This is a genomic window from Streptomyces sp. NPDC002309, from assembly GCF_053593375.1.
Map to the genome: position 1 here is coordinate 107,140 of NZ_JBSFCI010000014.1, position 14,706 is coordinate 121,845.

Sequence of the window (14,706 nt, forward strand, 5' to 3'; positions counted from 1 at the left end):
TCCGGATCCACATGCAGATCCACATCCGGATCCACGTCCGCGTCCATATCCGCGTCCGGACGCGGCTTCGGCTCCGCCACCGGATCCGCGACCGCACCCGGCGTCGCGGCCGACGTCGCGCCCGCGACACCCGCCCCGGCGGTCCGCAGGCGCTCCGCCAGCCGGCCCAGTGCCACGTACTGCTCCCCCAGGCTCGCGGGCCCGTCCCCCACCGGGTCCTTGAAGTAGAAGCCCAGTTCACCGAGCGGGCCGGAGACGCCGGCCTCGTGGGCGCGGGCGGTCAGGCGGGCCAGATCGAGGACCAGGGGTGCGGCGAGGGCCGAATCGCAGCCCTGCCAGATGGTCTGGAGAACCATGCGGGTGCCGAGGAAGCCGTCGAAGGCGATGTGGTCCCAGGCGGTCTTCCAGTCACCGAGGGCCGGAACGTCGTCGATGTGCACCTCGCCCTCGGGGACGGTGCCGAGGGTGTCCGCGAGGACGCGCTCCTTGCCCGCGTTCTTCGCCGCCGCGGCGGCCGGGTCGGCGAGCGCCGCTCCGTCGCCGCCGCCGAGCAGGTTGGTACCGGACCAGGCCCGTACGTTCAGCGCCCGCTGAGCGAACATCGGGCCCAGCACGGCACGCAGCAGGGTCTGTCCGGTCTTGCCGTCCCGGCCGGCGTGGGGCAGCGCGCTCCGCTCGGCCTCGCGGGCCGCGACGGGGTGGTGCAGGCCCTCGGACGGGGTGAAGTTGACGTAGGGGCAGCCCGCGCGCAGGGCGGCCAGCGCGTACAGGGTGCTGGCCGGGAGCGGCGCGCCCGGTCCCTGGGAGGCGGGTTCGGTGGAGGCGACGTTCACCACCACGGCCCGCTCCAGTGCGTGGCGGTGCACGAAGTCACGTATGTCGTCCGCGAATGCCGTGATCAGTTCGGCCTCGCTTCGGGTGTCCCCCGGGGTGGGGCCGCCGGGCCTGATCTCGCTGTCGGCTGCGGCGAGTTCGGCGGTGACGGCGGCGGCGACGCCGGGCGGGAGGACACCGCCGGCGGTCAGGGTCTCGGCGCGCTTGGGCAGCGGGCAGTCCACGGTGTCATGGCCACCGAAGACGAGGTCGGACAGCGCGGGCAGGCCGCTGTCGGTGAACACGGGGGTCTCGGTCACCATGCCGGTGGGTGGGTGCAGTCCCGCGGTGACTGCGGCGCACCCCGTGACGACGGTGGTGGCGACGGAGCCTCGTGCTCCGATCAGCCACACCCCCACACGGGGTCGGGAGAGGGACGCGGACATGGGCAGCCTCCTTGTCGTGCGCGAACCCCGGGCGGAGCGGCAAGAACGGCGGGCGGGGGTCCGGCGTCCCCCGCCCGCCGCCCGCTCAGCCGCCCGTGGTGGGCAGTTCCTTCAACTGGATGTTGCGGAAGGAGACCTGGTCGTCGGCGCCGTGGTTCTGGAGGCCGATGTGACCGTCGGTCAGGCTCCGCTGGGGGTCCGTGTTGGTGAAGTCGTTGATCTTGACTCCGTTGAGGAACACCTGGAGGCGTTCGCCCTGGACCTTGATCTCGTAGGAGTTCCACTGGCCGGGCGGACGCAGGACCTGGTCACGGGCCTTGATGTTCGCCGACTTGAAGGAGTAGACGGAGCCCGTGGTGCGGTCGGGTGCGTCCGTGGCGTCGATCTGGATCTCGTAGCCCTTGTTGACCGCGGACCACGGGTCGTCGGAGGCGGGGAAGCCCACGAAGATCCCGGAGTTGTCGTCGCCCTGCATCTTCCAGTCGAGCTTGAGCGAGTACGACTTCAGCTCCTTGGCCTGGTACCAGAGCAGACCCATGCCGCCCACGGACTCCAGGGTGCCGTCCTTGACGTCGAAGCTGCCGGGACCGGCCTGCTTCCAGCCCTCCAGGGTCTGGCCGTTGAAGATCTTCCGGTAGTCCTTGCTCGGCTTGCAGTCGGCCTTGACCTGGCCGGTGGCGTACTGCAGGCCGCCGAGCAGGTGGGCCCGGAAGGCCTCCTCGGCGTACGACTCCTTGGTGTGGCCGCCGCCGGTGTAGAAGGACCGGCCGCCGCCGTAGCTCTGGCACCAGGCGATCGGGTGGTCGCCCTTCATGTTCCCGCCCTGGTAGGTGGTCTCGTCCAGGGTGGCGAGGACCTTGGCCTGCTCACGCGGGTTGGTGCGGTAGTTGTACCACTCGTCGGTGCGCTCCCAGGCGTCGCCCAGGTGCGCGGTGGAGGGGTGGTCGTGGTCCTCGACGCGTACGGTGGCCTTCTGGATGGCCGGGTGCGAGTCGAAGTAGGCGCCGACGAGGCCGCCGTAGAACTCCCATTCGTACTCGGTGTCGGCGGCGGCGTGGATGCCCATGTAGCCGCCGCCGTTCTTGACGTAGTTCTCGAACGCCGTCTGCTGGGCGGCGTTGAGGACGTCGCCGGTGGTGGACAGGAAGGCCACCGCGTCGTACTTCGCGAGGTTGGTCGTGGTGAACTGCCCGGCCTCCTCGGTCGCGTCGACCGTGATGCCGGCCGGGGCACCGAGCTCCTTCAGCGCGGCGATGCCGGCCGGGATGGAGTCGTGCCGGAAGCCGGCGGTCCTGGAGAAGACCAGGACCTTCTTGCCGCCCTTGAACGGCTGCTTCGAGAACTCGAAGTCGTCGATGTCGTAGAGCGCGCCCTCGCCGCCCTTGAAGACCAGGTAGATCTCCGTGGTGCCCTTGGGCAGTGCGCGCAGCGGCACGTCGACGTTCTGGAAGGTGTCCCAGCTGCCGGTCGGCGGGATGTAGGCCGAGCCGTGCAGCGGGCCGTCGGGCGAGCCGGTGCGCAGTTCGACGAAGCCGCCCGCGCCGCCGGAGGAGGCCCGCACGGTCACCTTCTTCTGCCCGTCGAAACGGTAGGGGGTGAAGGAGATCCAGTCGCCGTCGCTGATGTCGCCGACGGTCTTGCCGCCGTGGGCGCCGGCCTTGTTGTAGGTCTTGATGCCCGACTGGGCGCCGAAGTGCTCGGCCTGGCGGTGCGGGGGCTGGAGCACGGTCCGGGCGGTGCCGGTCAGGGCCTCCTGGCCGTTCGCGCCACCGTCGGTGTAGCTGGCGCCGACGACGCCGTAGATGTTGGCGTTGGGGTCGTGTCCGCCGTCACCGGCGGGCGGCTTCAGGGTGCCCTCGCAGCCCATCTCGCTGGTCAGCTCGTGGGCGTGGGAGTCGTGGCCGAGGCTGTAGGCGACCTTGACCTTGGAGCAGTCGACCGTCTCCTCGGGGTCGGTGACGGTCACCTTGAAGGGGACGGGCTCACCGAAGGCTGCCAGGGCGCCGTTGCCCGGGAGGTCGATCCGCACCTTGGGCGCGGTGTTGCCGACCACGATCCGGACGCTGGCGTTGCCGGAGTTGCCCTCGGCGTCCCTGGCGGTGAAGGTGGCGGTGTAGGTGCCGACCTTCTTGTACCTGTGGGTGGGGTTGAGACCCGTGCCCGTGGTGCCGTCGCCGAAGTCCCAGCTGTAGGTGAGTTCCGGGGAGTCCGCGTCGGTGGCGGAGCCGGTGAACGCGACCTTCAGGCCGGCCGCTCCGGAGGTCTTGTCGGCCTTCGCCTCGGCGATCGGGGAGAAGCCGTCCTCGGCGTACTCGATCCGGTACAGCGCGGAGTGCTCGTCGCCCTGGAACCAGGAGATGCCGTAGTCGAGGACGTAGAGGGCGCCGTCGGGGCCGAACTCCATGTCCATGATCTGGGTGCCGGTCCACGGGAAGTCGTTGATCTTCGCGACCGAGCCGTCCGCGTTCTGCTCGATCCGCTTGATCCAGCGGCGGCCGAACTCACCCGCGAAGAAGTCTCCGTCGTACGCCTCGGGGAACTTCACGCTGGAGTCGAGGTCGGGGTCGTAGCGGTAGACCGGGCCGGCCATCGGGGACTCGGAGCCGCTGCCGAACTCGGGCAGGGAACCGCCGTCGTACGGGATCCAGGCGGCCTGCGCGGGCGGCAGGTCGACCAGGCCCGTGTTGTGCGGCGAGGTGTTCTTCGGGGCGGCGCAGTCGAACTTCTCGCCGGAGGCGCCGGTGGCGAAGTCGTAGTCGACGTAGGCGTCGTTGTTCCCGGTGCAGAACGGCCAGCCGAAGTTGGCCGGTTCGGTGACCTTGGCGAACTCGACCTGGCCCGCCGGGCCCCTGCCCGGGTTGGCGGCGCCGGCGTCGGGCCCGTAGTCGCCGACGTACACGATGCCGGTCTCGTCGTCGACGCTCATCCGGAACGGGTTGCGGAAGCCCATCGCGTAGATCTCGGGACGGGTCTTCTCGGTGCCCGGGGCGAAGAGGTTGCCCTCCGGGACGGTGTAGGAACCGTCCTCGGCGACCGTGATGCGCAGGATCTTGCCGCGCAGGTCGTTGGTGTTGCCCGAGCTGCGGCGGGCGTCGAAGGCGGGGTTGCGGCCCTCGCGGTCGTCGATCGGCGTGTAGCCGTCGGACGCGAAGGGATTGGTGTCGTCGCCGGTCGACAGGTAGAGGTTGCCGGCCGCGTCGAAGTCGATGTCGCCGCCGACGTGGCAGCAGATGCCGCGGGAGGCCTTGACGTCCAGGACCTGCTTCTCGCTGGCCATGTCCAGGGTGCCGTTGGGGTTCAGCACGAAGCGGGAGAGGCGGTTGACGCCGTCGAACCTCGCGAGCTCCTCGGCGGTGCCGGACTCCGGGGCGTCACCCGCCGGAGTGTCGAGCGGCGGGGCGTAGTAGAGGAAGATCGCCCGGTTGTTCTCGAAGTCCGGGTCGATGCCGACGCCCTGCAGGCCCTCCTCGTCGTGGCTGTAGACGGGGATCTTGCCGGCGATCGAGGTGACGCCGCTCTGGTCGGTCAGGCGCAGTGTGCCGTCGCGCGAGGTGTGCAGGACGCTGCGGTCCGGGAGCACGGCGAGCGACATCGGCTCGCCCGTCTCGGGCTCCCCCTTGGCGAGGGGCACCTGCTGGAACTGCCCCTCGGCGACCGGTTCGTCGTGTTCGGGGTGGCCGGGGTGGGCGCCGGCGACGGTGGCCGGGGAGCCCACGGCCAGCAGCAGGCCGGTTAACAGGGCCAGGGCGGTACGAAGCCTGGGACGCCTCGGGGTACGGGTACTGCTGTGTCTGGTGCTGTGCACGAAGTCCCTCCGGGAACGGGGTGGGCCGTACGGGATGGGTGCGAAGACGTGCGGTGCGGGCGCCGGGGTGCGCCGTCACCCCGGAGGTGTGGGTCGTGGACCTTTCTGTGTGTCCTGAGCACTTCCGTGCGCCGTGAACACTCCTGTGTATCCAGAGCACTTCCGTGCGTCGCGAGTACTCCTGTACGTCCTGAGCACTTGCGTGCATCGTGAACACTGCTGCGTGTCCTGAACACATCAGGGACGGTAACCGCCCGCGTCCGGGGCGAACACCCCTTGCGTCAGGATCGGTTGAACTTTTTCCCATCTCAGGACAAAGCAGGATCCAGGCAGGTCGGAGGGGGGACCGGCGATTTCTCCGGCCCCCGTCCCCGACCTGCCACGGAGTGCGTGGTTCAGCTGTTGAACGCCGCGTCGAAGGACGCGCTGGGCGGCTCGAAGTCGAACGCCTTGAGACGGGTCAGGGCCTCGGGCGCGCCCTGGAGCCGGTCCATGCCGGCGTCCTCCCACTCGACGGAGATGGGGCCCTGGTAGTCGATGGAGCGCAGCATGCGGAAGACGTCCTCCCAGGGCACGTCCCCATGTCCCGCGGAGACGAAGTCCCAGCCGCGGCGCGGGTCGCCCCACGGCAGATGGGAGCCGAGGCGCCCGTTGCGGCCGTCGAGGCGCTTGCGTGCCTCCTTGCAGTCCACGTGGTAGATGCGGTCGCGGAAGTCCCACAGGAAGCCGACCGGGTCGAGGTCCTGCCACACGAAGTGCGAGGGGTCGAAGTTCAGCCCGAAGGCGGACCGGTGGCCGACGGCCTCCAGCGCCAGCTGGGTCGTCCAGTAGTCGTAGGCGATCTCGCTCGGGTGCACCTCGTGTGCGAACCGCACGCCCTCGGCGTCGAAGACGTCCAGGATCGGGTTCCAGCGCGTGGCGAAGTCCTCGTAGCCCCGCTCGATCATCGCCTCGGGGGCCGGCGGGAACATCGCGACCAGGTGCCAGATGGCGGAGCCGGTGAAGCCGATGACGGTGTCGACGCCGAACGCGGCCGCGGCGCGCGCGGTGTCGGCGATCTCGGCGGCGGCGCGCTGCCGTACGCCCTCCGCCTCGCCGTCGCCCCAGATCCGGGCCGGCAGGATGGCCTGGTGCCGCTCGTCGATGATGGCGTCGCAGACAGCCTGGCCGACCAGATGGTTGGAGACGGCCCAGCACTTGAGGCCGTACTTGTCGAGCAGCTGGTGCCTCGACTGGATGTAGGAGGGGTCGCTCAGGGCCTTGTCGACCTCGAAGTGGTCGCCCCAGCAGGCCAGTTCGAGGCCGTCGTAACCGAAGTCACGGGCCAGGCGGCAGACCTCTTCGAGGGGCAGGTCGGCCCACTGGCCGGTGAAGAGCGTGAACGTGCGCGGCATGACCAACGCCTCCTAGACCGCGATCGGGGTGTAGACGGAGTTCTTCTCGGCGCTCTCCTCCACCGCCGCGAGCACGCGCTGCACCTGCAGCCCGTCGGCGAAGGACGGTTCGGGGAGGCGGCCCTCGGCGACCGCGTGAACCAGGTCCCGGGCCTGGTGGACAAAGGTGTGCTCGTAGCCGAGGCCGTGGCCCGGCGGCCACCAGGCCTCCAGGTAGGGGTGGTCGGGTTCGGTGACGAGGATGCGGCGGAAGCCGGCCCGGGTGCCGGGCTCGGTGCCGTCGTGGTACCAGAGCTCGTTGAGCCGCTCCAGGTCGAAGGCGACCGAGCCGCGCTCGCCGTTGAGCTCGATGCGCAGGGCGTTCTTGCGGCCGGTGGCGTACCGGGTGGCCTCGAAGGACGCGAGCGCGCCGGAGGTGAAGCGCGCCGTGAACAGGGCGGCGTCGTCGACGGTGACCTGCCCGGTCCCCTCGGCCGAGGCCGCGCCCAGGCCACGGGCGGCTCCGGCGAGCGGCCGTTCCCTCACGAAGGTCTCCGTGAGCGCCGACACTCCGGCCAGGTGCTCCCCCGCCAGGTACTGCGCCAGGTCGACGATGTGGGCGCCCAGGTCGCCGAGCGAGCCCGAGCCGGCCAGTTCCTTGCGCAGCCGCCAGGTGAGCGGTGCCTGCGGATCGACCAGCCAGTCCTGGAGGTACGACACCCTGACGTGCCGCAGGGTGCCGAGGAGGCCCTCGGCGACCATCTGCCGGGCCAGCGCGGTGGCCGGTACCCGGCGGTAGTTGAAGCCGACCATCGCCAGCTGACCCCGCTCGTGTGCCGCCCGCGCGGCATCCGCCATCGCCTCGGCCTCTTCCACGGTGTTCGCGAGGGGCTTCTCGCACAGGACGTGCTTGCCCGCGGCCAGCGCGGCGATCGCGATCTCGGCGTGGCTGTCGCCGGGAGTGCAGATGTCGACCAGGTCGACATCGTCCCGGGCGATCAGCGCCCGCCAGTCGGTCTCGGTCGCCGCCCAGCCGTGCCGGTCCGCCGCCGCCCGTACGGCCGCCTCGTCCCGCCCGCAGATGACGGCCGGCTCGACCTGCCGGGGCAGGTCGAAGACGCGGCCCGCGGTGCGCCAGCCCTGGGAGTGGGCGGCGCCCATGAAGGCGTAGCCGACCATGCCGATGCGCAGCGGGGGCTTCGCGGCGCCGGCCCCTTCGGGCGCTTGCGGCTGTGCCATGGGGATGTCCTCCTCGTCGTCGTGGCGCGGTGGGGGGTGCGGGCCCGGCCCACTCACAGGGGCCGGACCCGTGGAGCGGGGCGCCTCACTCGAAGCCGGTGGACATGTACTGGTCGACGTTGGTCTTGTCGACGACGGCCGAGTAGCAGGTGACCGACGCCGGGATCTCGAACTCGGCGAGGCCGCCGACCCCCTTGGCCTGGCCGAGGGCACGGGCCAGGTCGATGGCCGAGGCCGCCATCGTCGGCGGGTAGAGGACCGTCGCCTTCAGCACGCCGTCGTCCGCCTTGATGGCCTGGAACGCGGAGAGCGCGCCCGCGCCGCCGACCATCAGGAAGCCGTCGCGCCCGGCCTGCTCGATGGCGCGCAGCGCGCCGACGCCCTGGTCGTCGTCGTGGTTCCACAGCGCGTCGAACTGGGACTGCGCCTGCAGCAGCTGGGCCATCTTGGCCTGGCCGGACTCCACGGTGAACTCGGCGGCCTGACGCGCCACCTTGCGGATGTTGGGGTAGTTCTTCAGCGCGTCGTCGAAGCCCTGGGTGCGCTGCTTGGTCAGTTCGAGGTTGTCCAGGCCCGCCAGCTCGATGACCTTGGCGTCGGACTTGTCCTTGAGCTGCTCGCCGATGTAGTGGCCGGCGTTGAGGCCCATGCCGTAGTTGTCGCCGCCGATCCAGCAGCGGTACGCCTGGGGGGTGTTGAAGATCCGGTCCAGGTTGATCACGGGGATCCCGGCCCGCATCGCCTTGAGCCCGACCTGGGTGAGCGCCTTGCCGTCGGCGGGCAGGATGACGAGGACGTCGACCTTCTTGTTGATGAGGGTCTCGATCTGGCCGATCTGGGCGGCGGTGTCGTTGGAGCCCTCGGTGATCTCCAGCGTCACCTCCTCGTACTTCTCGGCGCGGCTCTTGGCGTTGGAGTTGATCGCGGCGAGCCAGCCGTGGTCGGCCTGCGGTCCGGCGAAGCCGATGGTGACCGGCTTTCCGGGCTTGTCGTCCGCGGCCGGCTGCGGGTCGGCGTTCTGCTCCTTCTCCTTCGGCTCGTTGCTGGTGCATCCGACGAGGAGGGCACCCGCCGAGACGGCGGCGGTCCCGAAGAGCAGTCCTCTGCGACTGGTGAGTTGCGACATGGCGGTGAACCCTTTCCTCAGGTCGTGCTCGCGGTACGGCGCTGGACCAGCACGGCGGCGACGATGATCGCGCCCTTGGCGATCTGCTGGACGTCGCTCTGCAGGTTGTTCAGGGCGAAGATGTTGGTGATCGTGGTGAAGATCAGGACGCCCAGGACGGAGCCGACGATGGTGCCGCGGCCTCCGCTGAGCAGCGTGCCGCCGATGATCGCGGCGGCGATGGCGTCGAGCTCGTAGAGGTTGCCGTTGGTGTTCTGACCGGAGCCGGACAGGATGATCAGCAGGAACGCGGCGATCCCGCAGCACAGTCCGGAGAGCAGGTACAGGTACAGCCGCTGGCGGCGGACGTCGATGCCCGCCAGCCGCGCGGCCTCCGCGTTGCCGCCGACGGCGACGGAGCGGCGGCCGAAGGTGGTGCGGTTCAGCAGCAGCCAGCCGATGATCGTGACGACCGCGAAGACGAGGACGAGCGGCGGGATGCCGAGCACGTACGCGTCGCGCTCCCCGAGGTCGAGGACGCTGTCCACGGAGACGATCTGCGTGCTGCCGTCCGTGATCTGCAGTGCCAAGCCGCGCGCCGAGGCCAGCATGGCCAGGGTCGCGATGAACGGCACCATCCCGCCGTAGGCGATGAGCACTCCGTTCACCAGCCCGCAGCCCACACCGACGATCACCGAGGTGAAGAGGATTCCGGCGAAACCGAAATCCTGGGTGGCGACGGTCGTCGCCCACACGGAGGCGAGGGCGACGATCGCACCGACGGAGAGATCGATACCGCCGGAGATGATGACGAAGGTCATCCCGACCGTGACGACACCGATCACGGACGCCTGGGTGAGGACCAGTTGCAGATTGCGGGTGTCGAGGAACTGGTCCGGCTTGGTGATGCCGCCGATGACGACGAGCGCGGCGAGCACGCCGAGCAGGGACAGGGTGCGGACGTCGGCACGGAACAGCATGCCGCGCCAGGCAGGGGGTCCCACGGCCGACGGCACCTTGTCGGCGCTGTCCCGCGGCGGGGAGACGGGCTGCGTCATGTCGCCGGGCTTCCTTCCATCACGAGGTCGAGTACGCGGTGTTCGTCCAGGTCCCGGGCGGGTGCGGTGTGCACGACGCGCCCCTCCCGCAGCACCAGCACACGGTCGGCGAGGCCGAGCACCTCGGGCACCTCGCTGGAGACCAGCAGCACGGCGAGGCCCTCGTCGGCGAGGCGCCGGACGACCGCGTAGAGCTCGGCGCGGGCGCCGACGTCGACGCCGCGGGTCGGCTCGTCGAGCAGCAGGACGCGGCAGCCGCGCAGCAGCCAGCGAGCCAGTACGGCCTTCTGCTGGTTGCCGCCGGACAGGGTGCGGATCGGCACCGAGGGGTTGTCGGGGCGCAGCGACAGCTCCCGGGTGGCCGCCCGTGCCGCGCCCAGCTCCGCGCCGCGGTCGATCCAGCCGCCGCGCGAGAAGCGGGACATGGAGGAGACCGAGACGTTGCGGGTGACCGACTCCAGCATCAGCAGGCCCTGCGCCTTGCGTTCCTCGGGGGCGAGTCCGAGTCCGGCGCGGACGGCGGCGCGTACGCTGCCGGGCTTCAACGCCCTTCCCTGGACGAGCACTTGACCGGCCGTGGGCCTGCGGGCGCCGTAGATGGTCTCCAGGATCTCGGAGCGTCCGGAGCCGACGAGGCCCGCCAGGCCGACGATCTCGCCGGGCCGCACGGTCAGGTCGAGGGGCTCGAACTCGCCGGCCCGCGCCAGTCCCCGCACCTCCAGCAGGGGTTCCCCCTGTGCCGGCGAGGCCGGCCGCTCGGGGAAGACGTACTCGACGTTGCGGCCGGTCATCAGCGCGACGACCTCGCGTGTCGGCGTCGACTTCGCGGGCAGCCCGTTCGCCACCGCACGGCCGTCCTTCAGCACGGTCACCCGGTCGCCGATCCGGCGGATCTCCTCCAGGCGGTGCGAGATGTAGACCACCGCGACCCCGTCGGCGGTGAGGTCGCCGACGATCCGGAAGAGGTTGTCGACCTCGTCGGGGTCGAGGGCGGCGGACGGCTCGTCCATCACGATCAGCCGTACGTCGTGGGAGAGCGCGCGGGCCATGGAGACGATCTGCTGCTGGGCGGCCGACAGTTCACCGACGAGCCGCGCCGGATCGATCTCCGGGTGTCCGAGTCGCTTGAGCAGAAGGGCTGTTGACTCCTGGGCCGTCTTTCGCCGGACGACGAAGCCGGCGGCCGTGGGTTCGTGGCCGAGGTGGACGTTCTCGGCGACCGACAGGTGTTCCACCAGGTCGAGTTCCTGGTAGATGGTGGCGATGCCGAGCCGCATGGCGGCGATGGGCGAGCGCAGGGTCACGTCCTCGCCGCGCCAGCGGATGGTGCCGGTGTCGGGCTGGTGGGCGCCGGCCAGCACCTTGATGAGCGTGGACTTGCCGGCGCCGTTCTGGCCGAGCAGGCAGTGCACTTCACCGGCCTGGACATCGAGGTCGACGCCGTCCAGGGCGCGGACGCCGGGGAACGACTTGGTGATGCCGGACATGCTGAGCAGGGGTGGTTCTGGGGCCATGTGGGTTCCCCTTGGCGGGCGTGCGGGCCGGTTTCAGGGCAGGGCGGAGCAGGGCAGGGCGAAGCAGGGCGCTGTACGGGTGGTGCGCGCGGGAGGTGCTTACGCGGGTGAGAACAGGTGGTCGCTGATCAGCCGGGCCGCGCCGATGACACCGGCGGTGGGGCCCAGCTCGCCGAGGACGATGGGGAGGTTGCCGGTCGCCAGCGGCAGCGACTGGCGGTAGACCTGGGTGCGGATCGCGGCCAGCAGGGTGTGGCCGAGGCCGGTCACCCCGCCGCCGATCACCACGAGACCGGGGTTGAAGAAGCTGACCAGGCCGGCGATGACCTGGCCGGTACGGTTGCCGCCCTCACGGATCAGTTCGAGGGCGGTGGCGTCCCCCGCGGCGGCCGCGGTGGCGACGTCGGCGGCGGAGAGCACGCCGTTCGTCTCCAGCAGTGCCGCGAGTTCGGCCGAGTCTCCCTGCTGGGCCGCCTCCAGCGCGTCGCGGGCGAGAGCCGCGCCGCTGAAGTGGGCCTCCAGGCAGCCTCTGTTGCCACAGGCGCACGGACGGCCGTCGGGCACGGCCTGGATGTGCCCGATGTCGCCCGCGGAGCCCGTCGTGCCGCGGTGCACGGCACCGCCGACGACGATGCCGCAGCCGATGCCGGTGCCGATCTTGACGCAGAGGAAGTCGCCCACGGAGCGTGCGACGCCCGCGTGCATCTCCCCCATCGCCATCAGGTTCACGTCGTTGTCGACCATGACCGGGCAGCCGAGTTCCTGGCTGAGCGCCTCCCGCACGGGGAAGCCGTCCCAGCCCGGCATGATCGGCGGTGCCACGGGCACGCCCTCGGGGAAGCGGACCGGGCCCGGGACGCCGATGCCGGCGCCGTCGAAGCCCTCCGCGAGCCCGGAGGTCCGCAGTTTGGCCGCCATGGCGAGGACCTGCTCGAAGACCGCGACGGGTCCCTCGCGCACCTCCATCGGCTGGGTGATGTGCCCCAGGATCTCCAGCTCCGCGTTGGTGACCGCGACGTCGATGGAGGTCGCGCCGATGTCGACGCCGAGGAAGCGCAGGTTGGGCGCGAGCCGGATGTTGTGCGAGCGGCGGCCGCCGCGCGAGGCGGCGAGTCCGTCGGCGACGATCAGGCCCGTCTCCAGCAGCCGGTCGACCTCGACGGCCAGCTTCGACCGCGAGAGGTCGACCTGGTCGCCCAGCTGGGCCCGGGAGTTGGGCCCGCCGTCGCGCAACAGCTTCAGCAGTCTGGCCTGGTGGGCGTTCGCGGGTCGTGCCGTCATACGTCTCACGAGCCCCTCCCCGCCTCGAATCGGCCATCGCTGTCCGGCTTTCGAGGGGGAACGTAGCAGTGGCCGCCCGGACTGGGAAGAAGGTGCGCACGAATTGCTGCGGACTTTCTCCACTCGCAGGACAAAGCCGGGGCGAGGGTTCCCCCCACGAGGCATGGCCACGCTTACGCGCAGTGATGAGAGGGCATGCCGTCCAGGCGGACTCACCGGTACGGGACGTTCAGGTTCTGTCGCTCGACAGGCGCTAGCCGCGGGGGCGTGCGTGGTACGACTCGCGTGTGTGCTCGGTGTGCGCGCGCATGACGGTCGTCGCCCACTGCTCGTCACGCGCCGTGATCGCGGCGATCAGCTCGCGGTGCTCGATCCAGGACTGCTTGCCGCGCTGCCGGGCGACCGGCGTGTAGTACCAGCGGACCCTGCGGTCGACCTGCGCGGCCAGTTCGGCCAGGACGGCGTTGCCCGCCAGTTCCATGACCTTCGCGTGGAAGCGGGCGTTGAGCGCGACCGCGCCGTCCACGTCGTCGGCGGCGACCGCGCTCTCACCCTCGGCGCAGATCCCTTCGAGGACGGCCACGCCGGCCTTGCCCGCGTTGGCCGCGGCGAGCCGGGCCGCCTCCGCCTCCAGCAGCGTACGGACCGTCAGGAGCTGGTCGGCCTCCTCCTCGGTCGGCTCGTGCACGAACGCGCCCTGCGCCGGGCGCAGATCGACCCATCCCTCGGTGTTCAGCCGCTGCAGCGCCTCGCGCACCGGTTGCCGGGAGACGCCGAGGTGCCCGGCGAGTTCGCTCTCGACCAGGTGCTGACCGGGCTGCAGGGCACGGGTGGTGATGAGTTCGAGCAGTGCCTCGTAGACGCGGTCGCGCAGCGGGCCGGGACGTTCGAGCTTGGGCACCGCGCCTTGCGGCAGTCCTGTCGACAACATCGGGTCCCCTCCTGGCTGGGCCGTGCACAGCGGACGTCGACGCCGGAGCAACCCCCGGAGCCGTAAAGCCCTGGGAAACAGAGTATCAATTGCTTTTTGTCTACAGTCTACGGCGCACAAATGGCCAGTGGGAGCGGCGGTCGACCTCGTCACACTCCGCCCGCGCCGGTGCTCAGGGGCAGCGCACGACCTGCCCGGCGTAGGACAGGTTCCCGCCGAACCCGAAGAGCAGCACCGGATCGCCGGTCGAGATCGCCCCCTGCTCCACCAACTTGGAGAGCGCGAGCGGAATGCTGGCCGCCGAGGTGTTCCCGGACTCGCGCACGTCACGCGCGACGACGGCGTTGACGGCACCCAGCTTCTCGGCGAGGGGCTCGATGATCCGCAGGTTGGCCTGGTGCAGCACCACCGCGGCGAGGTCCGCGGGCGTGTATCCCGCGCGCTCGCAGGCCTGTCTGGCGAGCGGCGGCAGTCGGGTCGTCGCCCACCGGTAGACGCTCTGCCCCTCCTGCGAGAACCGCGCGGGCTCCCCCTCGATCCGCACGGCGTGCCCCATCTCCGGCACCGACCCCCAGAGGACCGGTCCCACGCCCGGTTCGTCCGACGCCTCCACGACCGCGGCCCCCGCCCCGTCGCCGACGAGCACGCAGGTGGTGCGGTCGGTCCAGTCGGTGACGTAGGACATCTTGTCGGCGCCGATCACCAGCGCCCGCCGGGCGGCGCCCGCCCGCAGGGTGTGATCGGCGGTGGCGAGGGCGTGGGTGAAGCCGGCGCACACCACGTTGATGTCCATCGCGGCGGGACTCGGGACGCCGAGCCGGGCCGCGACCCGGGCGGCCGTGTTCGGGGAGCGGTCGACGGCCGTCGAGGTGGCGACGAGGACGAGGTCGATGTCGGCGGGCGTCATCCCGGCCGCCGCGAGCGCCTTGGCGGCGGCCTGGGCGGCGAGTTCGTCCACGGGCTCGTCGGGACCGGCGATGTGCCGGGTACGGATGCCGACCCGGCTTCTGATCCACTCGTCGCTGGTGTCGACCATGCCCGCCAGGTCCTCGTTGGAGAGAACCTTGGCGGGCTGGTAATGGCCGACGGCGGCGATGCGCGAGCCGTTCATGGGTGGGTCCCCTCGTTGCTGCGGGATGCG

9 protein-coding genes and 1 pseudogene are annotated in these 14,706 nt (G+C 70.9%); all 10 read right to left on the reverse strand.

The window, feature by feature from the left end:
- Window positions 1-104 precede the first annotated feature (104 nt).
- A pseudogene (locus tag ACWCPM_RS14385) lies at window positions 105-1,259 on the reverse strand (inositol-3-phosphate synthase); the annotation flags it as partial.
- 85 nt (window positions 1,260-1,344) lie between these two features.
- Window positions 1,345-5,064, reverse strand: a complete 3,720-nt coding sequence (locus tag ACWCPM_RS14390; RefSeq protein WP_450976461.1) for a ThuA domain-containing protein — start codon at window positions 5,062-5,064, stop codon at window positions 1,345-1,347.
- A gap of 395 nt (window positions 5,065-5,459) precedes the next feature.
- Window positions 5,460-6,458: a sugar phosphate isomerase/epimerase family protein gene (locus ACWCPM_RS14395; RefSeq protein WP_450976462.1), complete on the reverse strand. Its 999-nt coding sequence runs from the start codon at window positions 6,456-6,458 to the stop codon at window positions 5,460-5,462.
- A gap of 12 nt (window positions 6,459-6,470) precedes the next feature.
- Window positions 6,471-7,676, reverse strand: a complete 1,206-nt coding sequence (locus ACWCPM_RS14400; RefSeq protein ID WP_450976463.1) for a Gfo/Idh/MocA family protein — start codon at window positions 7,674-7,676, stop codon at window positions 6,471-6,473.
- An 85-nt stretch (window positions 7,677-7,761) separates the two neighbouring features.
- Window positions 7,762-8,802, reverse strand: coding sequence for a substrate-binding domain-containing protein (locus tag ACWCPM_RS14405; protein WP_450976464.1), 1,041 nt, complete (start codon window positions 8,800-8,802; stop codon window positions 7,762-7,764).
- Window positions 8,803-8,819: 17 nt separating this feature from the next.
- Entirely contained in the window at window positions 8,820-9,839 is a 1,020-nt protein-coding gene (locus ACWCPM_RS14410; RefSeq protein WP_450976465.1) for an ABC transporter permease, read from the reverse strand.
- Window positions 9,836-11,353, reverse strand: a complete 1,518-nt coding sequence (locus ACWCPM_RS14415) for a sugar ABC transporter ATP-binding protein (protein ID WP_450976466.1) — start codon at window positions 11,351-11,353, stop codon at window positions 9,836-9,838. The genes ACWCPM_RS14410 and ACWCPM_RS14415 overlap by 4 nt, the downstream gene beginning before the upstream one ends.
- 99 nt (window positions 11,354-11,452) lie before the next feature.
- The gene (locus ACWCPM_RS14420; protein ID WP_450976467.1) at window positions 11,453-12,634 is read right to left on the reverse strand and encodes an ROK family transcriptional regulator; all 1,182 of its coding nucleotides are present in this window, start codon (window positions 12,632-12,634) and stop codon (window positions 11,453-11,455) included.
- 253 nt (window positions 12,635-12,887) lie between these two features.
- Complete coding sequence (locus ACWCPM_RS14425; RefSeq protein WP_450976468.1) at window positions 12,888-13,565, reverse strand: GntR family transcriptional regulator; 678 nt, start codon at window positions 13,563-13,565, stop codon at window positions 12,888-12,890.
- Window positions 13,566-13,737: 172 nt separating this feature from the next.
- Entirely contained in the window at window positions 13,738-14,676 is a 939-nt protein-coding gene (locus ACWCPM_RS14430; protein ID WP_450976469.1) for a beta-ketoacyl-ACP synthase III, read from the reverse strand.
- Between the last annotated feature and the right edge of the window lie 30 nt (window positions 14,677-14,706).